The organism is Pseudomonas sp. SDO5215_S409 (assembly GCF_054071325.1).
This window is the reverse complement of the sequence record NZ_JBSVWN010000041.1, coordinates 1-16,334: the sequence shown is the minus strand read 5'-3', so window position 1 is coordinate 16,334 and position 16,334 is coordinate 1. Positions and strand designations below refer to the sequence as shown.

Here is a 16,334-nt window from a genome sequence, read left to right as displayed (position 1 = left end):
GGGGGTGGTCGAAAATATACAGGAATCTTTTGTGCTTTTTTTACGCAAAAGGTGTTTTATTTCAGAATTCGTGGTTTAGTAGATCACGCAATACAGGTTTACATTGCTGCACAACGCACTCAAATAATTTCAAGAAAGGCGTAGGCATATGACTCAGCGTGCAATCGCGATCATTGGCACCGGCATGATGGGGGCCGCCCATTTGCGTGCCAGCCGCCTGGCCGGCGCTCGTTTACAGGGGGTGCTGGGCTCCAGCCCGCAGCGCTCCGTTGAGATGGCTGAACAGTGGGGCGCCGCCCGGGCGTATGCGTCCATCGACGAGCTGGTGGCCGACCCCGCCGTGGATGTGGTGCACATCTGCTCGCCCAACGCCGCCCATTTCGCCGCCGCCGAGGCTGCGCTGATGGCCGGTAAACATGTGGTGTGCGAAAAACCCCTGGCCACCACCCTGGCGGACGCCCAGCGGCTTGCGACGCTGGCCCACGAGCGGGGGCTGGTGGCTACCATTCCCTTTGTGTACCGCTATCACCCGATGGTCCGCGAGGCGCGGGCGTTGGTCCAGCAGGGCGAACTGGGCCCGCTGCAACTGATTCACGGCAGCTACCTGCAAGACTGGTTGCTCAGCCCCTCTGACAGCAACTGGCGCGTCGATGCCGCCCAAGGCGGCGCCTCCCGTGCATTCGCCGATATCGGTTCGCACTGGTGCGACCTGGTGGAGTGGGTCACGGGGGAGCGTTTCGAGGCAGTCGTGGCAGACCTTCGCACCACCATCAAAGACCGTCCCACCACCGGTAGCCAGTCGTTTACTGCTGCGCAAACTGCTGAGTCCGCCGTGGTCATGGGCGCCGTCAACACCGAAGACGTCGCGGGCGCGTTGTTGCGCACCCGCTCGGGCACCCTGGCCACCGTCACCATCAGCCAAGTGTCGGCCGGGCGCAAGAACCGCCTGTGGTTTGAGATCGATGGCGCCAAGAGCAGCCTGGTCTACGATCAGGAATCACCGGAGCAGTTGTGGGTAGGCCATCGCGGTGCTTTTGAATTACGCGTCAAAGACCCAAGCCAGGGCTCGCCTGAACAGCGGCGCCTGGCCAAGGCACCAGCAGGCCACAGCCAGGGCTATGCCGATTGTTTCGAGGCATTCGTGGGTGACACCTACGCGACCATCGACGGCGAAACCCGCGAGGGCCTGCCCACCTTCGCCGACGGTTTTCGCTCCGCGCAGATTATCGACGCGGTGCTGCAATCGGCCGCTCAAGCGCGCTGGACGCCCATCGACTCAGGAGGGCTCGACCCCACCCTATAACCGACCCTGCACCCCCTCATCGATTTTTCCGTCTGCGCTAACAACAATAAATGTGCCGACCGGCACAGGAGACAAATCGTGAAACTTACTTCCATTGCCACTGTATTTGCGTGCAGTTCGATGTTGTTCTTCGGCGCCGTGCAATCCGCCAGCGCCGCCGATTACGCGGTGGTCCTCAAGACCCTCGCCAACCCGTACTGGAGCGCCATGCGCGACGGTATCGAGCAGGAAGCCAAGAAGCAGGGCGTGCAGGTGGATGTGTTCGCCGCTGCCAGCGAAGATGATATCCAGGGGCAGCAACGCCTGGTCGAAGACGCCATCAACAAACACTACAAGGCAATTGCCGTGGCGCCGATCACGGCGGTCAGCCTTGTTCAATCGATCGCCGCGGCCAACAAAAAAGGCATCTACGTGGTCAACCTCGATGAAAAAGTCGACCTGGCCCAACTCAAAGCCGCCGAAGGCAGTGTCGTAGCGTTCCTGGCTACCGATAACCACGCGGTTGGCGCCAAGGGCGGGCAGTTCATCGTCGACCAACTGGGCGCACAAGGCGGCAAGGTCGCGATTATCGAAGGCAAGGCCGGCAACGCCACGGGCGATGCGCGTCGCGACGGTGCGGCCGGGGCGTTCAAGGCCGGGTCCAACATTCAGTTGGTGGCCAGCCAGCCCGCCGACTGGGATCGCTCCCGCGCACTGGACGTGGCCACGAACATCCTGCAACGCAACCCCGACCTCAAAGCCTTCTACGCAGCCAACGATGGCATGGCGCTCGGCGTGTACCAGGCGGTGCGCAACGCCGACAAACAGGGCAAGGTCCTGGTGGTCGGCACCGACGGTACGCCCGAGGCGCTGGACTCGATCAAGCACGGCGAGCTCACCGCCACCGTGGCCCAGGATTCGGCCGCCATGGGCGCCCGTGGCCTGGACACGATGATCGACACGGTCAAGGCCAAGCCCGCCATCAGCCCGGATAACAGCCCGCAATTCGTCGACATCGAATCGCACCTGATTTCCCAACAACAGTAGCCATTAACGAGTTGCCAGGCAGGCTGTTCGCAGTCGGGCAGTGCCCGGTTGCGTGCGGCCGTCCCGGCGAAGGGGTAGAGCATGGGTGCGTTGGTTTCGGTGCGAAACATCGTCAAACGTTTCGCCGGTACGGTGGCGCTGGGCGGCGTCAGCTTTGACATCATGCCGTCCGAGGTGCATGTGCTGCTGGGGGAAAACGGCGCGGGCAAGTCCACGCTGATGAAAATCCTCAGCGGTATCTACGAGCCCAGCGAAGGCGAGATCCAGCTGGGTGACACGGTGTACCCGCGCCTGACGCCGGGCCTGTCCAAAGCGTTTGGTATTGCGCTGATTTATCAGGAGCTCAGCGTCATCGACTACCTGAGCATTGAAGAAAACCTGTTCGTGGGCGCCATTCCCACCCGCTCGGTGTTGGGTATCCCCGTGGTGGACCGCGCCTTCATGCACCGCAAGGCCGTGGAAACCCTGGCGCGGGTAGGGCTCAACCGTCACCCGCGCACGCTGGTGGGTGACCTGAGTATTTCGGAAAAACAACAGGTGGAAATCGCCAAGGCGCTGGCCGCCGATGCGCGGGTCATCATCATGGATGAACCCACCTCGTCCCTGACCGACGAGGAAGTGCGCCACCTGTTCAAGGTCATCAACGAGCTCACCGAGGCCGGTATCGGCATCGTCTACATCTCGCACAAGCTCAAGGAAATTGCCGTGATCGGCGACCGCGTGTCGGTGCTCAAGGACGGCAAGCATGTGGGCACCTTTGATGCCAAGAACACCCCCACCCGCACGCTGATCGCGAGCATGGTGGGGCGCGAGATCGACAGCTCCCGACCTGATGGCGCCACGGTGCGCCAGGACGAGAGCGTGCTGCAGGTCAGCCATTTGTCCTCGGTGGATGGGCGGGTCAAGGACGTGTCATTCCAGCTGTGCCGTGGCGAAATCCTCGGGTTCGCCGGGCTGATGGGCTCCGGGCGCAGTGAGTTGATGGAAGTGATCTTTGGCGCCCGCAAGCGCGCGGGCGGCAGCGTGACCCTCAATGGTCGGGACGTGACAGTCAACACGCCTTACCACGCGGTCAAGGCCGGCATGGCGTTTGTCACCGAAGACCGTCGCCACACCGGGTTTTTCCACAATTTTTCGATCGCCGAAAACATCTCGATCGTGCCGTTTGTGCGCGCCACCCGGCGCCAGCTGTCCCTGGAGCGCCTCGACCTGGCGCTGGAGCGGCAACTGGGCCAGACCTACGTGCAACGCCTGCGCATCCGCTGTGCCTCGGCGCAGCAGAACATCACGCAGTTGTCCGGCGGCAATCAGCAAAAGGCAATTATTGCCAAGTGGCTGGCCGCGCAATGCGACCTGTTTATTTTCGATGAGCCCACCCGGGGCATCGATATCGGCGCCAAGGCCGAGATCTACCAACTGATGCGCGAACTGGCCGACGCGGGCAAAAGCATCCTGATGGTGTCGTCGGAGCTGCCTGAATTGTTGGCCGTGTGTAACCGCATCGCTGTTTATAAAGAGGGCGGCATCGCCGACATCCTCGACAACCGCGACGCCACCGAAGAACACATCATGCGCATCGCGATGGCGTAGGGCATGAAGGGGAGACGTGACATGAACAAGCCTGTACCCAAACCTGCGCCGTCCCGCGACTTTGCCGCCCTGTGGCAAACGTACGGGACGGTTGGCATCCTGATTTTATTGCTGGTGTTTTCCAGCCTGCTGTCGCCCGACTACTTCCTGACCGGCAGCAACCTGAGCCAGATCCTGGTGCAGAGTTCGGTGATGGTGCTGCTGGCCTGCGGGGTGTTTTTTACCATCCTGATTGCCGGTATCGACCTGTCCGTAGGCTCGATGTTGGCGCTCACCGGCATGGTCACTGCCAAGCTGATGATTGCCGGTTGCCCGTTCTGGCTGGCGATCATTCTGGGCGGGTTATTGCTGGGCGCGCTGCTGGGGGCGATTAACGGGATGCTGGTGAACATCACCCAATTGCACCCCTTCATCATTACCCTGGGCACCACCGCCATTTATCGCGGGCTGACGTTGATCATCTCCGACGCGCGTTCGGTGTTCGGGTTTGATCGGCGCTTCATCGACGCGATTTCCGGGCGTTTGCTGGGTGTACCTGTGCCGGTGATCATCACGGTGCTGGTGGTGGCGGCCCTGTACTTTTTGGCGCAGCACACCAAGTTGGGGCGCAATATCTACGCGCTCGGCGGCAACGCCCAAGCGGCGTGGTTCTCCGGGATCAACGTGAAATCGCACACCTTTATCGTGTTCCTGATCTCGGGCCTGTGTGCCGGGGTCGCGGGCGTGGTGACGGCGGCGCGTACCGGCGCCGCCGAGCCCAATGCCGGGTTTGGCTTTGAAACCTTTGCCATCGCCTCGGCGATTATCGGCGGCACCAGCTTTTTTGGCGGGCGCGGCAAGATCTTCGGGGTGGTGGTGGGCGGCCTGATTATCGGGGTGATCAGCAACATCCTGAACATCGTCAACGTGCAGTCTTATTACCAACAAATTGTCATGGGCGCGTTGATCATTCTGACGGTCACCGTCGACAAATTGTTTACCCGCAAAGTTCGTTAATCACAGGTCCTGCCCGCGCTGGCGCAGGCCAGTGGGGGGAGGTGTTGCCTGCAATTGGTTATTGGGAGTGATGTATGTCGACTGTCTTAAAAGCCACGCGTATCTTTTTGGCCCCGGCCCCACGTGCGGTCACCGATATTTTTGACGTGCGGGATTTGGCCGCCCTGCAAAAACTCGGCGAACTGGTGATTCACGAAGGCGGGCCGGTGAGCGATGCGGTATTCGCCGAAAAAGTCCTGGGCGCCACGTTGATCATCGGGCAGATGGATTTACCCGCCGAGCGCCTGGCGCAATTGCCCGACTTGAAAGCCATCATCAACGTCGAGGGCAACTTTTTGCCCAACATCGATTATGGCTATTGCTTCTCCCACGGCGTGCGGGTGCTCAACGTGAGCCCGGTGTTTGCCGAGCCGGTGGCGGAAGTCGCCCTGGGCATGGCGATTGACCTGGCGCGGGGGGTGAGCCGTTCCGACCGGCACTTTCGCCAGCAACGCGAGCAGTACGGCCTGGACGCCAACCGGGATGCCTACAGCCTGTTCCGGCAAGACGTCGGGTTTATCGGCATGGGCGATCTGGGCCGGGCGATTGTGCCGCTGCTCAAGCCGTTTGGGTGCACTGTGCGCGCCTATGACCCGTGGTTGCCGGCCGATTACCTGAGCGGCCTGGGCTGCGAGGCGGCCAGCCTTGAGCAGGTGTTGCAGCAATCACGGATCGTGTTTGTGGTGGCGGGCGTCACCTCGCAAAACCAGGGTTTCCTGGACGCGGCGCAGTTTGCCTCGATGCAGCCGGGGGCCTCGCTGATTCTGGTCAGTCGCGCCGGGGTGGTGGACTTTGACGCGATGCTGGACGCCGCCGACCGTGGGCATATCCGTGTCGCCACCGATGTGTTCCCGGTGGAGCCGGTGCCAGCCGATCATCGTTTGCGCCAGATCGAAAACCTGCTGCTCTCGCCTCACCAGGCCGGCGCAATGGAAAGCGCCTTGCAGCAGATCGGCAAGCGGGTGGTGGCGGACGCCGAGTTGATCGCGCGCGGGATTGCGCCGGTCATGTGTAAGATCGCGCAACCGGAGTCGGTGTCGTTGTTTCGCAGCAAACCTGTCGACAAGAGCTAAGGAGCCCACCATGCAATTGCAACAGAGCCTGTTCCGTGGCTGGTCCGCCTGGACGTTGAGGCAAGGCGCCCTGGCTTTGCAGGTCGTGCCTGGCGTGGGGGGCCGCCTGATGTCGATCGAGCATGACGGCGTCGAGTTGTGTTTTATCAACCCGGCGCTGGAGGGCCGGCAGGCCGATGAAGCCCCCGATGCCTGGGCGCAATTGTGTGGTGACTGGACGTTCCCCCTGTGGGGCGGTGGCAAGACCTGGGTCGCGCCCGAGACCCACTGGCCGGGCGGTTGCCCGCACCGCGACCTGGACAGCGGCGTTTATCAAGTGCTGCACACCTGGCAGGATGCGCTGACAATCGGCATCGAACTGCAAAGCCCGGTGTGCCGCCAGAGTGGCTTGCAGGTTCGCCGCCGAATTTCCATGCGTGCAGGCGAGGCGGGCTGGACCGTGGAGCACACCTTGATCAACACCACCGAACACACGGTGAACGTAGGCATTTGGGATGTGTTGATGCTGCGCCGCCCCGGCCATGTGGCGGTGGAGTGGGCGGCGGATGTGGGCGAGTTTCGCGCCATCGACGGGCAGGGGCGGCTCGATGAGTTGACGGAGCAGGGCTTGATTGCCACGACGGTCGGGCATGCCAGCGTGCTATGCCAGCAAGCGCGGCAATTCAAGGTGGGCGTCGCCGGCACCAACGGTTCGCTGAGCGTGCAACTGGACCTGCCCGAGGGGCGCGTGCGCTACTGGCGCACGTCACCGGTCTCGACGGTGCTGGCCTATGCCCATGGCCATCCGGTCGAGGTGTTCAACGCGCCCGACTTGCCGTATTTCGAGGTGGAAAGCCATTCGCCGCTGGCCACCTTGCCCGCCTTTGCGAGCGTGCGTTACAGCGTGACCGAAGGCGTCGACGGCGCGGTGTAAACGCGAACCTTTGCCTGGGTTGGGGTTCACAGGTGAACCAGTGACGGGCCGCTGCGGCGGTTTGTCACGGCCTGTACCTTTTGCATCGCCTGGCGGCGTCTGAGACACAGCCTTTTGGCGTGCAGAAAAAAATCCCCGGCAACGGCGTGTTTTGGCTGTTCGGCCCTGACGAGGCCGGACTATCATGCCGTTAGCCCGACACCCCACTGCAAGGAGCCGCTCGGAACGCCGATGCGCCAGATCTGGAAATCTTTTCGAGCCCTTTATTTCGCCTCCCTGATGATGCTGATCGGCTCCGGCCTGCTCAGCACTTACCTGGCCCTGCGCCTGGCGGCCGATCATGTCGACAGCCTGTGGGTGGGTGCCTTGATGGCGGCCAACTATTTTGGCCTGGTGCTGGGCGGCAAGATCGGCCACCGACTGATCGCGCGGGTGGGGCACATCCGGGCCTACGCCACCTGTGCCGGGATCGTCGGCGCGGCGGTGCTCGGGCACGGGTTGATCAACTGGCTGCCAGCGTGGATCGTGCTGCGTACGATCGTCGGCCTTGGGATGATGTGCCAGTACATGGTCATCGAAAGCTGGCTCAATGAGCAGGCGGACGCCAAGCAGCGCGGCGTGGTGTTTAGCGGTTACATGATCGCTTCCTACCTGGGGTTGGTGCTGGGCCAGCTGATTCTGGTCATGCACCCGCAATTGGGCCTTGAACTGCTGATGCTGGTGGCGCTGTGTTTTGCCCTGTGCCTGGTGCCGGTGGCCCTGACCCGGCGGATTCACCCGGCGCCCTTGCGTCCGGCGCCGATGGACCCGCGCTTTTTTATCAAGCGGGTGCCGCAATCGCTCAGTACGGTGTTGGGGGCGGGGGTTATCGTCGGTTCGTTTTATGGCCTGGCGCCCTTGTATGCCGCCCAGCAGGGGTTGAGCACCGAGCAGGTCGGCCTGTTCATGGGCAGCTGCATTTTTGCCGGGCTGCTGGTGCAGTGGCCGTTGGGCTGGTTGTCGGACCGCTATGACCGCGCCGTGCTTATCCGCAGTTTCGCCCTGTGCCTGGCGGTGGCGGCATTGCCGCTGGCGATCATGACCCAGGTGCCGTTGGAAGTGCTGTTTGCGGCGGGCTTTTTGTGCTCGCTGGTGCAGTTCTGCCTGTACCCGTTGGCCGTGGCGTTTTCCAATGACCATGTCGAGAGCGACCGTCGGGTGTCCCTCACGGCCATGCTGTTGGTGACGTACGGGGTGGGCGCCAGCATCGGTCCGCTGTTGGCCGGTGTGGTCATGAAGCTGCTCGGCAACCAGATGCTCTATGCGTTTTTCAGCCTGTGTGCGCTGATCCTGGTGTGGCGCATTCGGCCCAAGGCCGTGACCAACCTGCACCAAGTGGACGATGCGCCCCTGCATCACGTGGCCATGCCGGACAGCATGTCCAGCTCGCCGCTGGTGGCAGCGCTGGACCCGCGTGTGGATGAGCAGGATGTTCAGGACCAGATGCAAACGGCGCCTGCCGAACCTGTCGCCGAGCCTGAGCCCGCCGCCCAAGAGCCCGCCGCCGTGCAAGACCCACCCGAGCCCCCAGACCCGGACGACCACCCCCACGATTTGAGCAGGGCACGCCCCTGAAACAAAAAACGGGCAGATCCCTGGCGGGGCTGCCCGTTTTTTCATGACCTTTATGCCTTAAAAGTCATCGTCCTTGTCGAACCGGCGCGCTTCGCGCTGCAACTGGTACACAAAACGTTCTACCTGACGCTGCACCAGCCCGCTGATGTTATGGAAACGCACGCCCGCGAAGGTGGTGTTGATTCTTTCTTCAAAGTGCAGATACCGCAGTTCCACCGAGGTGGTCATGCTGCCAAAGGGCAGGGCGGCGATGAAGCGGTCATACACCTGGCCCAGTTGCAGGCGCTCGGAGATGTCGCCTTCAAAGCGCAACTTGCAGCCGGTGGCAGAAATATCCAGCAATTTGCCATTGACCGGCGACTTGAGCTTTTCACCGCCCAGTTCGATGTTCACCAGTTGCGCCAGCTTAAGGGCGGCCCGGAAGGCATTGCGGCGCTGGTGATAGACCACTTCGTCGGGCATGTTGCCACGGTACACGCGGTGGCCGTCGGCTTCGTCGACGCTGTAGGTGCCGTTGCTTTCCCACGCCACGCGTACGCCGTCATGGAAACCTTCGATACGAAAAGGCTCGCCGCTCTCCAGGAAGCGCTCGCCGTCGCGGGGGATCATTTCGTCCAGGGCCAGCGTCTTGCTGTCCCGGTCGACTTCTACCAGATAGCTTTGGAAGCGCTGGCTGCGTTCATGGAAGGTGATGATCAGCGGATCATGGCTCTCCTGCAGCATCCGCAACGTGCTCGCGATTTCCAGAGGTGTGGTGAGCACCTTGGGTGGCTGCGGAGCATCTTCCGCGTTAAGGGCATTGAACACGGTTCTTCCATCTCCAGACAAAATACGACTTCACGCAAGAGCAGGCATTTTGCCAGCATGTGGCGCGACTTGGATAGGCCGCGCCGTCAACCGGCATCAGGCTTGGCTGAGGGTGCTTGGCTTGACCAGGCGCGAGGTGGACCCCTGGGCGTTGTAAAGCGCCGGCGGTTCGCCCCCATGGAGGATACGCAACTGGTTGGCGGTCGTGGCTTGCTGCAGCTGGATCGACTGTCCGTTGAGTACGTTGGCTTCCTGGCACTGGGTAATCAATTGGTTGAGCGCTTTGCTCTGGCTCAGCAGCTGGTCGCCGACGGTGGAATGGCTGGCCAATTGGGCGAGGCCGTTCTGATCGGCCGGCAATCCCAGGCTCACCAGGATTTGGGTGCGTTTCTTGCCGTGCTGCTCCAGCAGCACGATCAGCGACTGCTTGCGCGCCAGAATCTCTTCGAGCAGCGGCATGTCGCGCCCGTAAAGGGCCAGGGATTCTTCCTGAAGAAGCTCGAGTAGCTGCTGGGCAGGTACGAGGTCATCAATGATCAGTTGGAGCAAGTTTTCGTCGTGCATGGCTGGCCTTGGGGTTTAAGCGTCCAAAAGCCTAGCGCAGGCCTTTGCCTAGCGCTCGGCTTCGAAATTAAGCAGTTTGCTGGCTACACGGTTGCTGTCGACTTTGTAGCTGCCATCGGCGATAGCCTGTTTCAACTCGGCCACGCGGGCTTTGTTGACCACCGGTTGATCGCGCAGCGAGTCCGTGACCTTCTGCAACTGTTGAGCCTCATTGCTCAGGTGTACCGATTCCCCGCTCTGGCTCGCACCGGCTTTTTCCGCCTGGGTGGACACTGGCTGGGACTTGCCTTCAACGCTCTCTTTGGCACCGCTGGTACGCGTATTGCCGGGGAGCGCCGGGGCGTTATTCAAACGACTGAAATCAATGACCATGTGAAAAAACCTCTGGGTATTTGGACGCTTGCCATGTTTTCGGCCATACCCGGACAAACTTTAGGCTCGATTGACAATAAACCTTTGCCTGGTCACGTCAGGGCACAGTGTAGAAAAAGCCGGCGTCCTGTGCCAGCGCTCTATAGGGCCACCTCGACTTGGCCGGGCGCGGTCACGCGGGCCTTGATCACACGGTTGGAGTTGAGGTTTTTGACCCGGATCTGCTCGCTCAGGCCGCCGTCGGACAGCGCCTCGCCCGGCATTTTCACGTTCAGCGCCCCGCTGCTGGCCGAGATCACCACCTGGTCACCCTTGCGGATGACTTCGGCCTGCTCCAGGTTGACCAGGGTCATGACCTGGTCAGTGACCATTGGTCGGGTCAATTTTTGCCCGAGTGCCTGGTCCAGCGACGTCAGGTAGCCCTGGCTGATCAAGCTGATGTCCCGCTCGCGCAAGGCGACGTCTTCAAAGCCGACGATGCCGGTGCGCTTGAGCGGCCGGGTCACCACCACTACGTCGCGAAACAGCTTGACCTGGGCGGGCACGAACACCGTCCAGGGCGAGGCACCGTCGCACCGTACGCGCACGGTCACGCGGCCAATCGGCTGGGCCGGGCTTTCCAGCGACGCTGTCAATTCCTTGTCGCACAGGGGCATGCGCAAGCGGGGGTCCAGCTGGTTGACCTGGATCTCGTAGCGCCCGGGCGTCTGGGTGGTGGCCAGATAATCTTCTACAGTGAACTCAAGAAAGCCTTGGGTGACGCCGATAAGCAGATCAGGCAAGGTGAGGTTGTCAGCACGGGCCGTCTCGCCTGCCGCGAAGCCGAGTAATGCAAGGGCGATGCACACCGCTCTGCCGGGCCTTTTAAGGCGTGGCAGGGGGGGCGGGCGTCGGGAAACTGTCGGTTTGATGTCCATGGCGATTAAAAAAGCAAAGCTCGTGCCGTTTAATGTTGGGTACACGTCGTACCCGTAGGTTTCAGCGTAGGAGTCAGGGCATGGCGGGTGTAATGGATGCGGTGAACCAGCGCACGCAGCTGGTAGGGCAAAACCGTCTGGAGTTGCTGCTGTTTCGTCTGGACGGCCAGCAGCTCTATGGCATCAACGTCTTCAAAGTGCGCGAAGTGCTGCAGTGTCCCAAGCTGACCCTGTTGCCCAAGTCCAGCCCGGTGGTGTGCGGCGTGGCCAACATTCGTGGCGCGACCATCCCGATCCTTGACCTGGCCATGGCCACCGGTTCCGCCGGTTTGAAGGACCGTGGCAGCCCATTCGTAATCATCACCGAGTACAACACCAAGACCCAGGGGTTTCTGGTGCGTTCGGTGGAGCGCATCGTCAACATGAACTGGGAGGAGATCCATCCGCCACCCAAGGGCACCGGCCGCGATCACTACCTGACGGCGGTGACGCGGGTCGATAACCAGTTGGTGGAAATCATCGACGTGGAGAAAATCCTCGCCGAAGTGGCCCCGACCTCCGAGGCGATCTCGGTGGGCGTGGTGGACGCCGAGATCCAGCACAAAGCCTTGTCGCTGCGGGTGCTGACCGTGGACGACTCCTCGGTGGCTCGCAAGCAGGTGTCCCGCTGCCTGCAAACCGTGGGCGTAGAAGTGGTGGCGCTCAACGACGGCCGACAGGCGCTGGATTACCTGCGCAAGCTGGTGGATGAGGGCAAGAAGCCCGAAGAAGAATTCTTGATGATGATCTCTGACATCGAGATGCCGGAAATGGACGGCTACACGCTGACGGCCGAGATCCGCAATGATCCGCGCATGCAAAAGCTGCATATCATCCTGCATACTTCGTTGTCGGGCGTCTTCAACCAGGCGATGGTCAAGAAGGTCGGTGCCGATGACTTTCTGGCCAAGTTCCGTCCTGATGACCTGGCATCCCGGGTAGTCGACCGGATCAAGGCAGCAGATCATGGCTAGGGGCCTTCCCCCTGGCGGTCACACGATTTATAGAGGCGGTACTTTTGTCTACGGGTAATTTGGATTTTGAACAGTTCCGGGTCTTCCTGGAAAAAGCCTGTGGCATCTTGCTCGGTGAAAACAAGCAGTACCTGGTATCCAGCCGTCTCAACAAACTGATGGAACAGCAAGGGATCAAGTCGCTGGGCGAGCTGGTCCAGCGGATCCAGGGCCAGCCGCGCAGCGGGCTCAAGGAAAGGGTGGTCGATGCCATGACCACCAACGAAACCCTGTGGTTTCGTGACACCTACCCGTTCGAAGTGCTCAAGAACAAAGTCCTGCCAGAGGCGATCAAGGCCAGCCCCGGCCAGCGGTTGCGCATCTGGTCGGCGGCGTGTTCGTCGGGGCAGGAGCCGTATTCGATCTCGATGGCCATCGATGAATTCGAGCGCAGCAACCTGGGCCAACTCAAGGCCGGGGCGCAGATCATCGGCACGGACTTGTCCGGCACCATGCTCAACAACTGCAAGACCGGCGAGTACGACAGCCTGGCCTTGGGGCGCGGTTTGTCCCAGGAGCGCCTGCAGCGTTACTTCGACCCCAAGGGCGCCGGGCGCTGGGCGGTCAAGGCGCCGATCAAGAGCCGGGTGGAGTTTCGCTCGTTCAACCTGCTGGACAGTTATGCCAGCCTCGGCAAGTTCGACATGGTGTTTTGCCGCAACGTGCTGATCTACTTTTCGGCCGAGGTGAAGAAAGACATCTTGCTACGCATTCACGGCACCCTCAAGCGCGGCGGTTATCTGTTCCTGGGGGCATCCGAAGCCCTGAACGGCCTGCCCGACCATTATCAGATGGTGCAGTGCAGCCCCGGCATTATCTACCAGGCCAAGTAGCCGGCAATCTGCCGGGCAGCGGCAAATCCCCTTTGCCGCTTTACTGGCGTTTCGCGGAAACCCCTTGCCGCTTTTCTGGCATTGCCGCGGGCACTCTCTCGGAAAACCCTTGAAATACGGGCCTTCGTTAACTTGGCATAGCCCTTGCTATAACCCAGTTAACGACAAGCAGGTCAAAGGTTTCCGCCATGAGCATCAGCTTCGACAAAGCGCTCGGTATCCACGAACAGGCCCTGGGTTTTCGCGCCCAGCGTGCCGAAGTTCTGGCCAACAACATTGCCAACGCCGACACCCCGAACTACAAGGCTCGGGACCTGGACTTCTCCGCCGTGCTCGCCGCGCAGCAAGACAAGACCAAGAACGGCACCTTTGCCTTGAACATGACCAACAGCCGTCATATCGAAGCGCAAGGGTTTGGCCAGGGTGACGAGCAGTTGCTGTATCGCACGCCGATGCAACCGTCGATCGACCAGAACACCGTGGACGCGCAGCTGGAGCAATCGGCCTATGCCGAGAACTCGGTGAACTTCCAGGCCAGCTTTACCCTGCTCAACAGCAAATTCAAAGGGCTGATGTCAGCCCTGCGTGGAGAGTAAGCCATGTCCCTCGCCAGTGTTTTCAATATTGCCGGCAGCGGCATGAGCGCGCAGACCACGCGCCTGAACACCGTCGCCAGTAACATCGCCAACGCCGAGACGGTGTCTTCGAGCATCGACCAGACCTACCGCGCCCGGCACCCGGTGTTTGCCACCATGTTCCAGGACGGCCAGGGCAATGGCAGCGATTCGCTGTTCCAGAACCAGGATGCCGCAGGCTCTGGCGTACAGGTGCTCGGGGTGGTCGAAGACCAGAGCAACCTGGAAGCCCGCTACGAGCCCAACCATCCTGCCGCGGACGAAAAAGGGTACGTGTACTACCCCAACGTCAACGTGGTCGAGGAAATGGCCGACATGATTTCCGCCAGCCGTTCGTTCCAGACCAACGCCGAAATGATGAACACCGCCAAAACCATGATGCAGAAGGTCCTGACCCTGGGTCAGTGATAAGGGGCGCTACGTAATGGCTATTGTTGACAACAACTCGACAGTCCAGGACCTCTTCAACCAGAAGGTCCAGAACAGCAACAACAATGTCGGGGATGCGGCCAAGGCCGCCACCGGCAACCAGTCGCTGGGCAAGGACGCATTCCTGCAACTGCTCGTGACCCAGCTGAAAAACCAGAACCCGTTGTCGCCTCAGGACAACGGCGCGTTCGTGGCCCAGTTGGCGCAGTTCAGTAGCCTGGAAGGCATCAACACGCTGAACGACTCGGTGAATGCGATTTCTGCCAACTACAGCTCCTCGCAGGCCCTGCAGGCGTCGTCGCTGGTCGGGCGCTCGGTGATTACCCAAACCAACAAGGCCACGGTCGACACCAGCAAAAGCATGACCGGCTCGGTGGCCGTGACGGCGGCGGTGGGTAACGTTTCCGTGAAGATCACCGACAAGGACGGCAACGTCGTTCGCACCATCGATATGGGCGCGCAGAGTGCGGGCAGTGCCAGCTTTATCTGGGACGGCAAAAACGACAAGGGCGAGACGGCGCCGGCTGGCACCTACACCTTTGCCGCCACCACCAAGAATGACAAAGGCGACTCGGTTGCCCTGGCCACCTCGCTCCCGGCGACGGTCACCAGCGTGACCCTGGGCCAGAACGGCGGCGAGATGATGCTCAACCTCGCGGGTGGCATGGGCAGCGTCAAGCTGTCGCAAATTCAGATCATCGGTACATAGAGCCGGCTAATACACGGCAGAGGAGAGAAACATGTCTTTTAATATCGGCCTGAGCGGCCTCTATGCGGCCAACAAACAACTGGACGTGACCGGTAACAACATCGCCAACGTGGCGACTACCGGGTTCAAGTCCTCCCGTGCGGAGTTCGCGGATATCTACGCGGCAACCCGCCTGGGTACCGGCCAGAATGCAGTCGGTAACGGTGTAAACCTGGCGGCAGTGTCCCAGCAGTTCACCCAAGGTGACGTCAATAGCAGTGGCGGTCCGCTGGACATGGCCATTCAAGGCGGCGGCTTTTTTGTACAGAAAGGCAGTGATGGCTCCCTGGAATACACCCGTGCCGGTACTTTCAACCGCGATAAAGACGGCTACATCACGAACAACACCGGCACGTCCCGCTTGCAGGGCTACGCGGCGGATGACAACGGCAATATTATCAAGGGCGGCCTGACCGACCTGCGCATCAACTTGTCGAACCTGCCGCCCAAAGCTTCAAGCAAGGTGGACTCCACCAGTAACCTGAACTCGTCGGAAAAGATCATCGACCAGACGGCCAAGCCGTTCGATCCGACCGATGCCAGCACCTTTACCACGCAATACAACACCACCTTGTATGACACCCAGGGTAATGCTCACCCGATGGTGCAATACCTGGTCAAGACCGACTCCAACACCTGGAAGTCGTACACCTTGATCGACGGCCGCAACCCCAATGGCACGCCGGTCACAGGTACTGGCGCCCAAGCGCCTGTCGCGTCGACCCTGACCTTTGACACCTCCGGTGCCCTGCAAAGTGTGGTGACGCCGCCATCGACCGTGTCCAACAAAACGTTGACCATCAGCGATTGGCGCCCGGGCGTGTTGGACAACGGTGTGTGGAAGCCGGATAACGGCGCCGCCGCCAACCCGGGTGGCATTGCGATCAACATGGGTAACATCACCCAGTTCAACTCGGCCACCTACCGTAACCCGCCGACCACCGACGGTTATGCCACGGGTGAAATCACCGGCTTGAAAATCGATGCCAACGGCGTGCTGTTCGCCAACTTCAGCAACGAGCAAAGCAAGGCCATCGGCCAGATTTCCCTGGCCAGTTTCAACAACGAACAGGGCCTGCAGCCAAACGGCGGCACCACCTGGAAAGAAACCTTCGCCTCGGGCCAGCCAGGTTACGATGCGCCACAGACCGGCACGCTGGGGGCGATCGTGGCCAACTCCCTGGAAAACTCCAATGTCAACCTGACCAGTGAGCTGGTGGACCTGATCAAGGCGCAGAGCAACTACCAGGCGAACGCCAAGACCATCTCCACCCAGAGCACCATCATGCAGACCATCATTCAGATGACCTGATGCACCGGCGCTGACACGTGGTCTACGAAAGCCCCTCTTGATGAGGGGCTTTTTTGTGTGCGCCAGGCATGGCGCGTTGCGCGAAGCGCAACCAGCTTGGCTGTGGTGGCC

At 61.1% G+C, this 16,334-nt stretch carries 17 protein-coding genes; 13 read left to right on the top strand and 4 right to left on the bottom strand.

Features of this window, described 5'->3' with window-relative positions; all coding sequences use genetic code 11:
* Positions 1-148 precede the first annotated feature (148 nt).
* From ACW9H9_RS19845 to ACW9H9_RS19815, 7 genes are all read left to right on the top strand, one after another.
* Positions 149-1,303, top strand: a complete 1,155-nt coding sequence (locus tag ACW9H9_RS19845; RefSeq protein WP_457344865.1) for a Gfo/Idh/MocA family protein — start codon at positions 149-151, stop codon at positions 1,301-1,303.
* Positions 1,304-1,381: 78 nt separating this feature from the next.
* Entirely contained in the window at positions 1,382-2,329 is a 948-nt protein-coding gene (gene alsB, locus ACW9H9_RS19840; protein WP_457344866.1) for a D-allose transporter substrate-binding protein, read from the top strand.
* 81 nt (positions 2,330-2,410) lie between these two features.
* The gene (locus tag ACW9H9_RS19835) at positions 2,411-3,919 is read left to right on the top strand and encodes a sugar ABC transporter ATP-binding protein (protein ID WP_457344867.1); all 1,509 of its coding nucleotides are present in this window, start codon (positions 2,411-2,413) and stop codon (positions 3,917-3,919) included.
* Between the two features lie 21 nt (positions 3,920-3,940).
* Positions 3,941-4,915, top strand: coding sequence for a D-allose ABC transporter permease (gene alsC, locus ACW9H9_RS19830; RefSeq protein ID WP_457344868.1), 975 nt, complete (start codon positions 3,941-3,943; stop codon positions 4,913-4,915).
* Between the two features lie 74 nt (positions 4,916-4,989).
* Entirely contained in the window at positions 4,990-6,027 is a 1,038-nt protein-coding gene (locus tag ACW9H9_RS19825; protein WP_457344869.1) for a hydroxyacid dehydrogenase, read from the top strand.
* Positions 6,028-6,037: 10 nt separating this feature from the next.
* Positions 6,038-6,940 carry a hypothetical protein gene (locus ACW9H9_RS19820; RefSeq protein WP_457344870.1) on the top strand — a complete coding sequence of 301 codons (903 nt, stop codon included), beginning with the start codon at positions 6,038-6,040 and terminating at the stop codon, positions 6,938-6,940.
* Between the two features lie 231 nt (positions 6,941-7,171).
* Positions 7,172-8,554: an MFS transporter gene (locus tag ACW9H9_RS19815; RefSeq protein WP_457344871.1), complete on the top strand. Its 1,383-nt coding sequence runs from the start codon at positions 7,172-7,174 to the stop codon at positions 8,552-8,554.
* Positions 8,555-8,611: 57 nt separating this feature from the next.
* Here ACW9H9_RS19815 and ACW9H9_RS19810 read toward each other — a convergent pair whose 3' ends face one another.
* From ACW9H9_RS19810 to flgA, 4 genes are all read right to left on the bottom strand, one after another.
* Positions 8,612-9,361, bottom strand: a complete 750-nt coding sequence (locus tag ACW9H9_RS19810) for a flagellar brake protein (RefSeq protein WP_457344872.1) — start codon at positions 9,359-9,361, stop codon at positions 8,612-8,614.
* 96 nt (positions 9,362-9,457) lie between these two features.
* Positions 9,458-9,925: a flagella synthesis protein FlgN gene (locus ACW9H9_RS19805; RefSeq protein ID WP_457344873.1), complete on the bottom strand. Its 468-nt coding sequence runs from the start codon at positions 9,923-9,925 to the stop codon at positions 9,458-9,460.
* A 48-nt stretch (positions 9,926-9,973) separates the two neighbouring features.
* Positions 9,974-10,297 (bottom strand): flagellar biosynthesis anti-sigma factor FlgM, encoded by a 324-nt coding sequence (flgM, locus tag ACW9H9_RS19800; RefSeq protein ID WP_457344874.1) that lies wholly within the window; start codon positions 10,295-10,297, stop codon positions 9,974-9,976.
* 140 nt (positions 10,298-10,437) lie between these two features.
* A complete protein-coding gene (gene flgA / locus ACW9H9_RS19795; RefSeq protein WP_457344875.1) occupies positions 10,438-11,214 on the bottom strand; it encodes a flagellar basal body P-ring formation chaperone FlgA in 777 nt (258 codons plus the stop codon).
* An 80-nt stretch (positions 11,215-11,294) separates the two neighbouring features.
* Here flgA and ACW9H9_RS19790 point away from each other — a divergent pair, with 80 nt between their 5' ends.
* The 6 genes from ACW9H9_RS19790 (at position 11,295) to flgE (ending at position 16,223) form a co-directional block, all read left to right on the top strand.
* A complete protein-coding gene (locus ACW9H9_RS19790) occupies positions 11,295-12,227 on the top strand; it encodes a chemotaxis protein CheV (protein ID WP_457344876.1) in 933 nt (310 codons plus the stop codon).
* A 44-nt stretch (positions 12,228-12,271) separates the two neighbouring features.
* Positions 12,272-13,099 (top strand): protein-glutamate O-methyltransferase CheR, encoded by an 828-nt coding sequence (gene cheR, locus ACW9H9_RS19785; protein ID WP_457344877.1) that lies wholly within the window; start codon positions 12,272-12,274, stop codon positions 13,097-13,099.
* A 188-nt stretch (positions 13,100-13,287) separates the two neighbouring features.
* Entirely contained in the window at positions 13,288-13,695 is a 408-nt protein-coding gene (flgB, locus tag ACW9H9_RS19780; RefSeq protein ID WP_457344878.1) for a flagellar basal body rod protein FlgB, read from the top strand.
* A 3-nt stretch (positions 13,696-13,698) separates the two neighbouring features.
* Positions 13,699-14,142 (top strand): flagellar basal body rod protein FlgC, encoded by a 444-nt coding sequence (gene flgC / locus ACW9H9_RS19775; protein ID WP_457344879.1) that lies wholly within the window; start codon positions 13,699-13,701, stop codon positions 14,140-14,142.
* A gap of 16 nt (positions 14,143-14,158) precedes the next feature.
* On the top strand, positions 14,159-14,872 hold the full coding sequence (flgD, locus tag ACW9H9_RS19770) for a flagellar hook assembly protein FlgD (protein WP_457344880.1): 714 nt from the start codon (positions 14,159-14,161) through the stop codon (positions 14,870-14,872).
* 31 nt (positions 14,873-14,903) lie between these two features.
* A complete protein-coding gene (gene flgE, locus ACW9H9_RS19765; protein WP_457344881.1) occupies positions 14,904-16,223 on the top strand; it encodes a flagellar hook protein FlgE in 1,320 nt (439 codons plus the stop codon).
* The last annotated feature ends 111 nt before the right edge of the window (positions 16,224-16,334 follow it).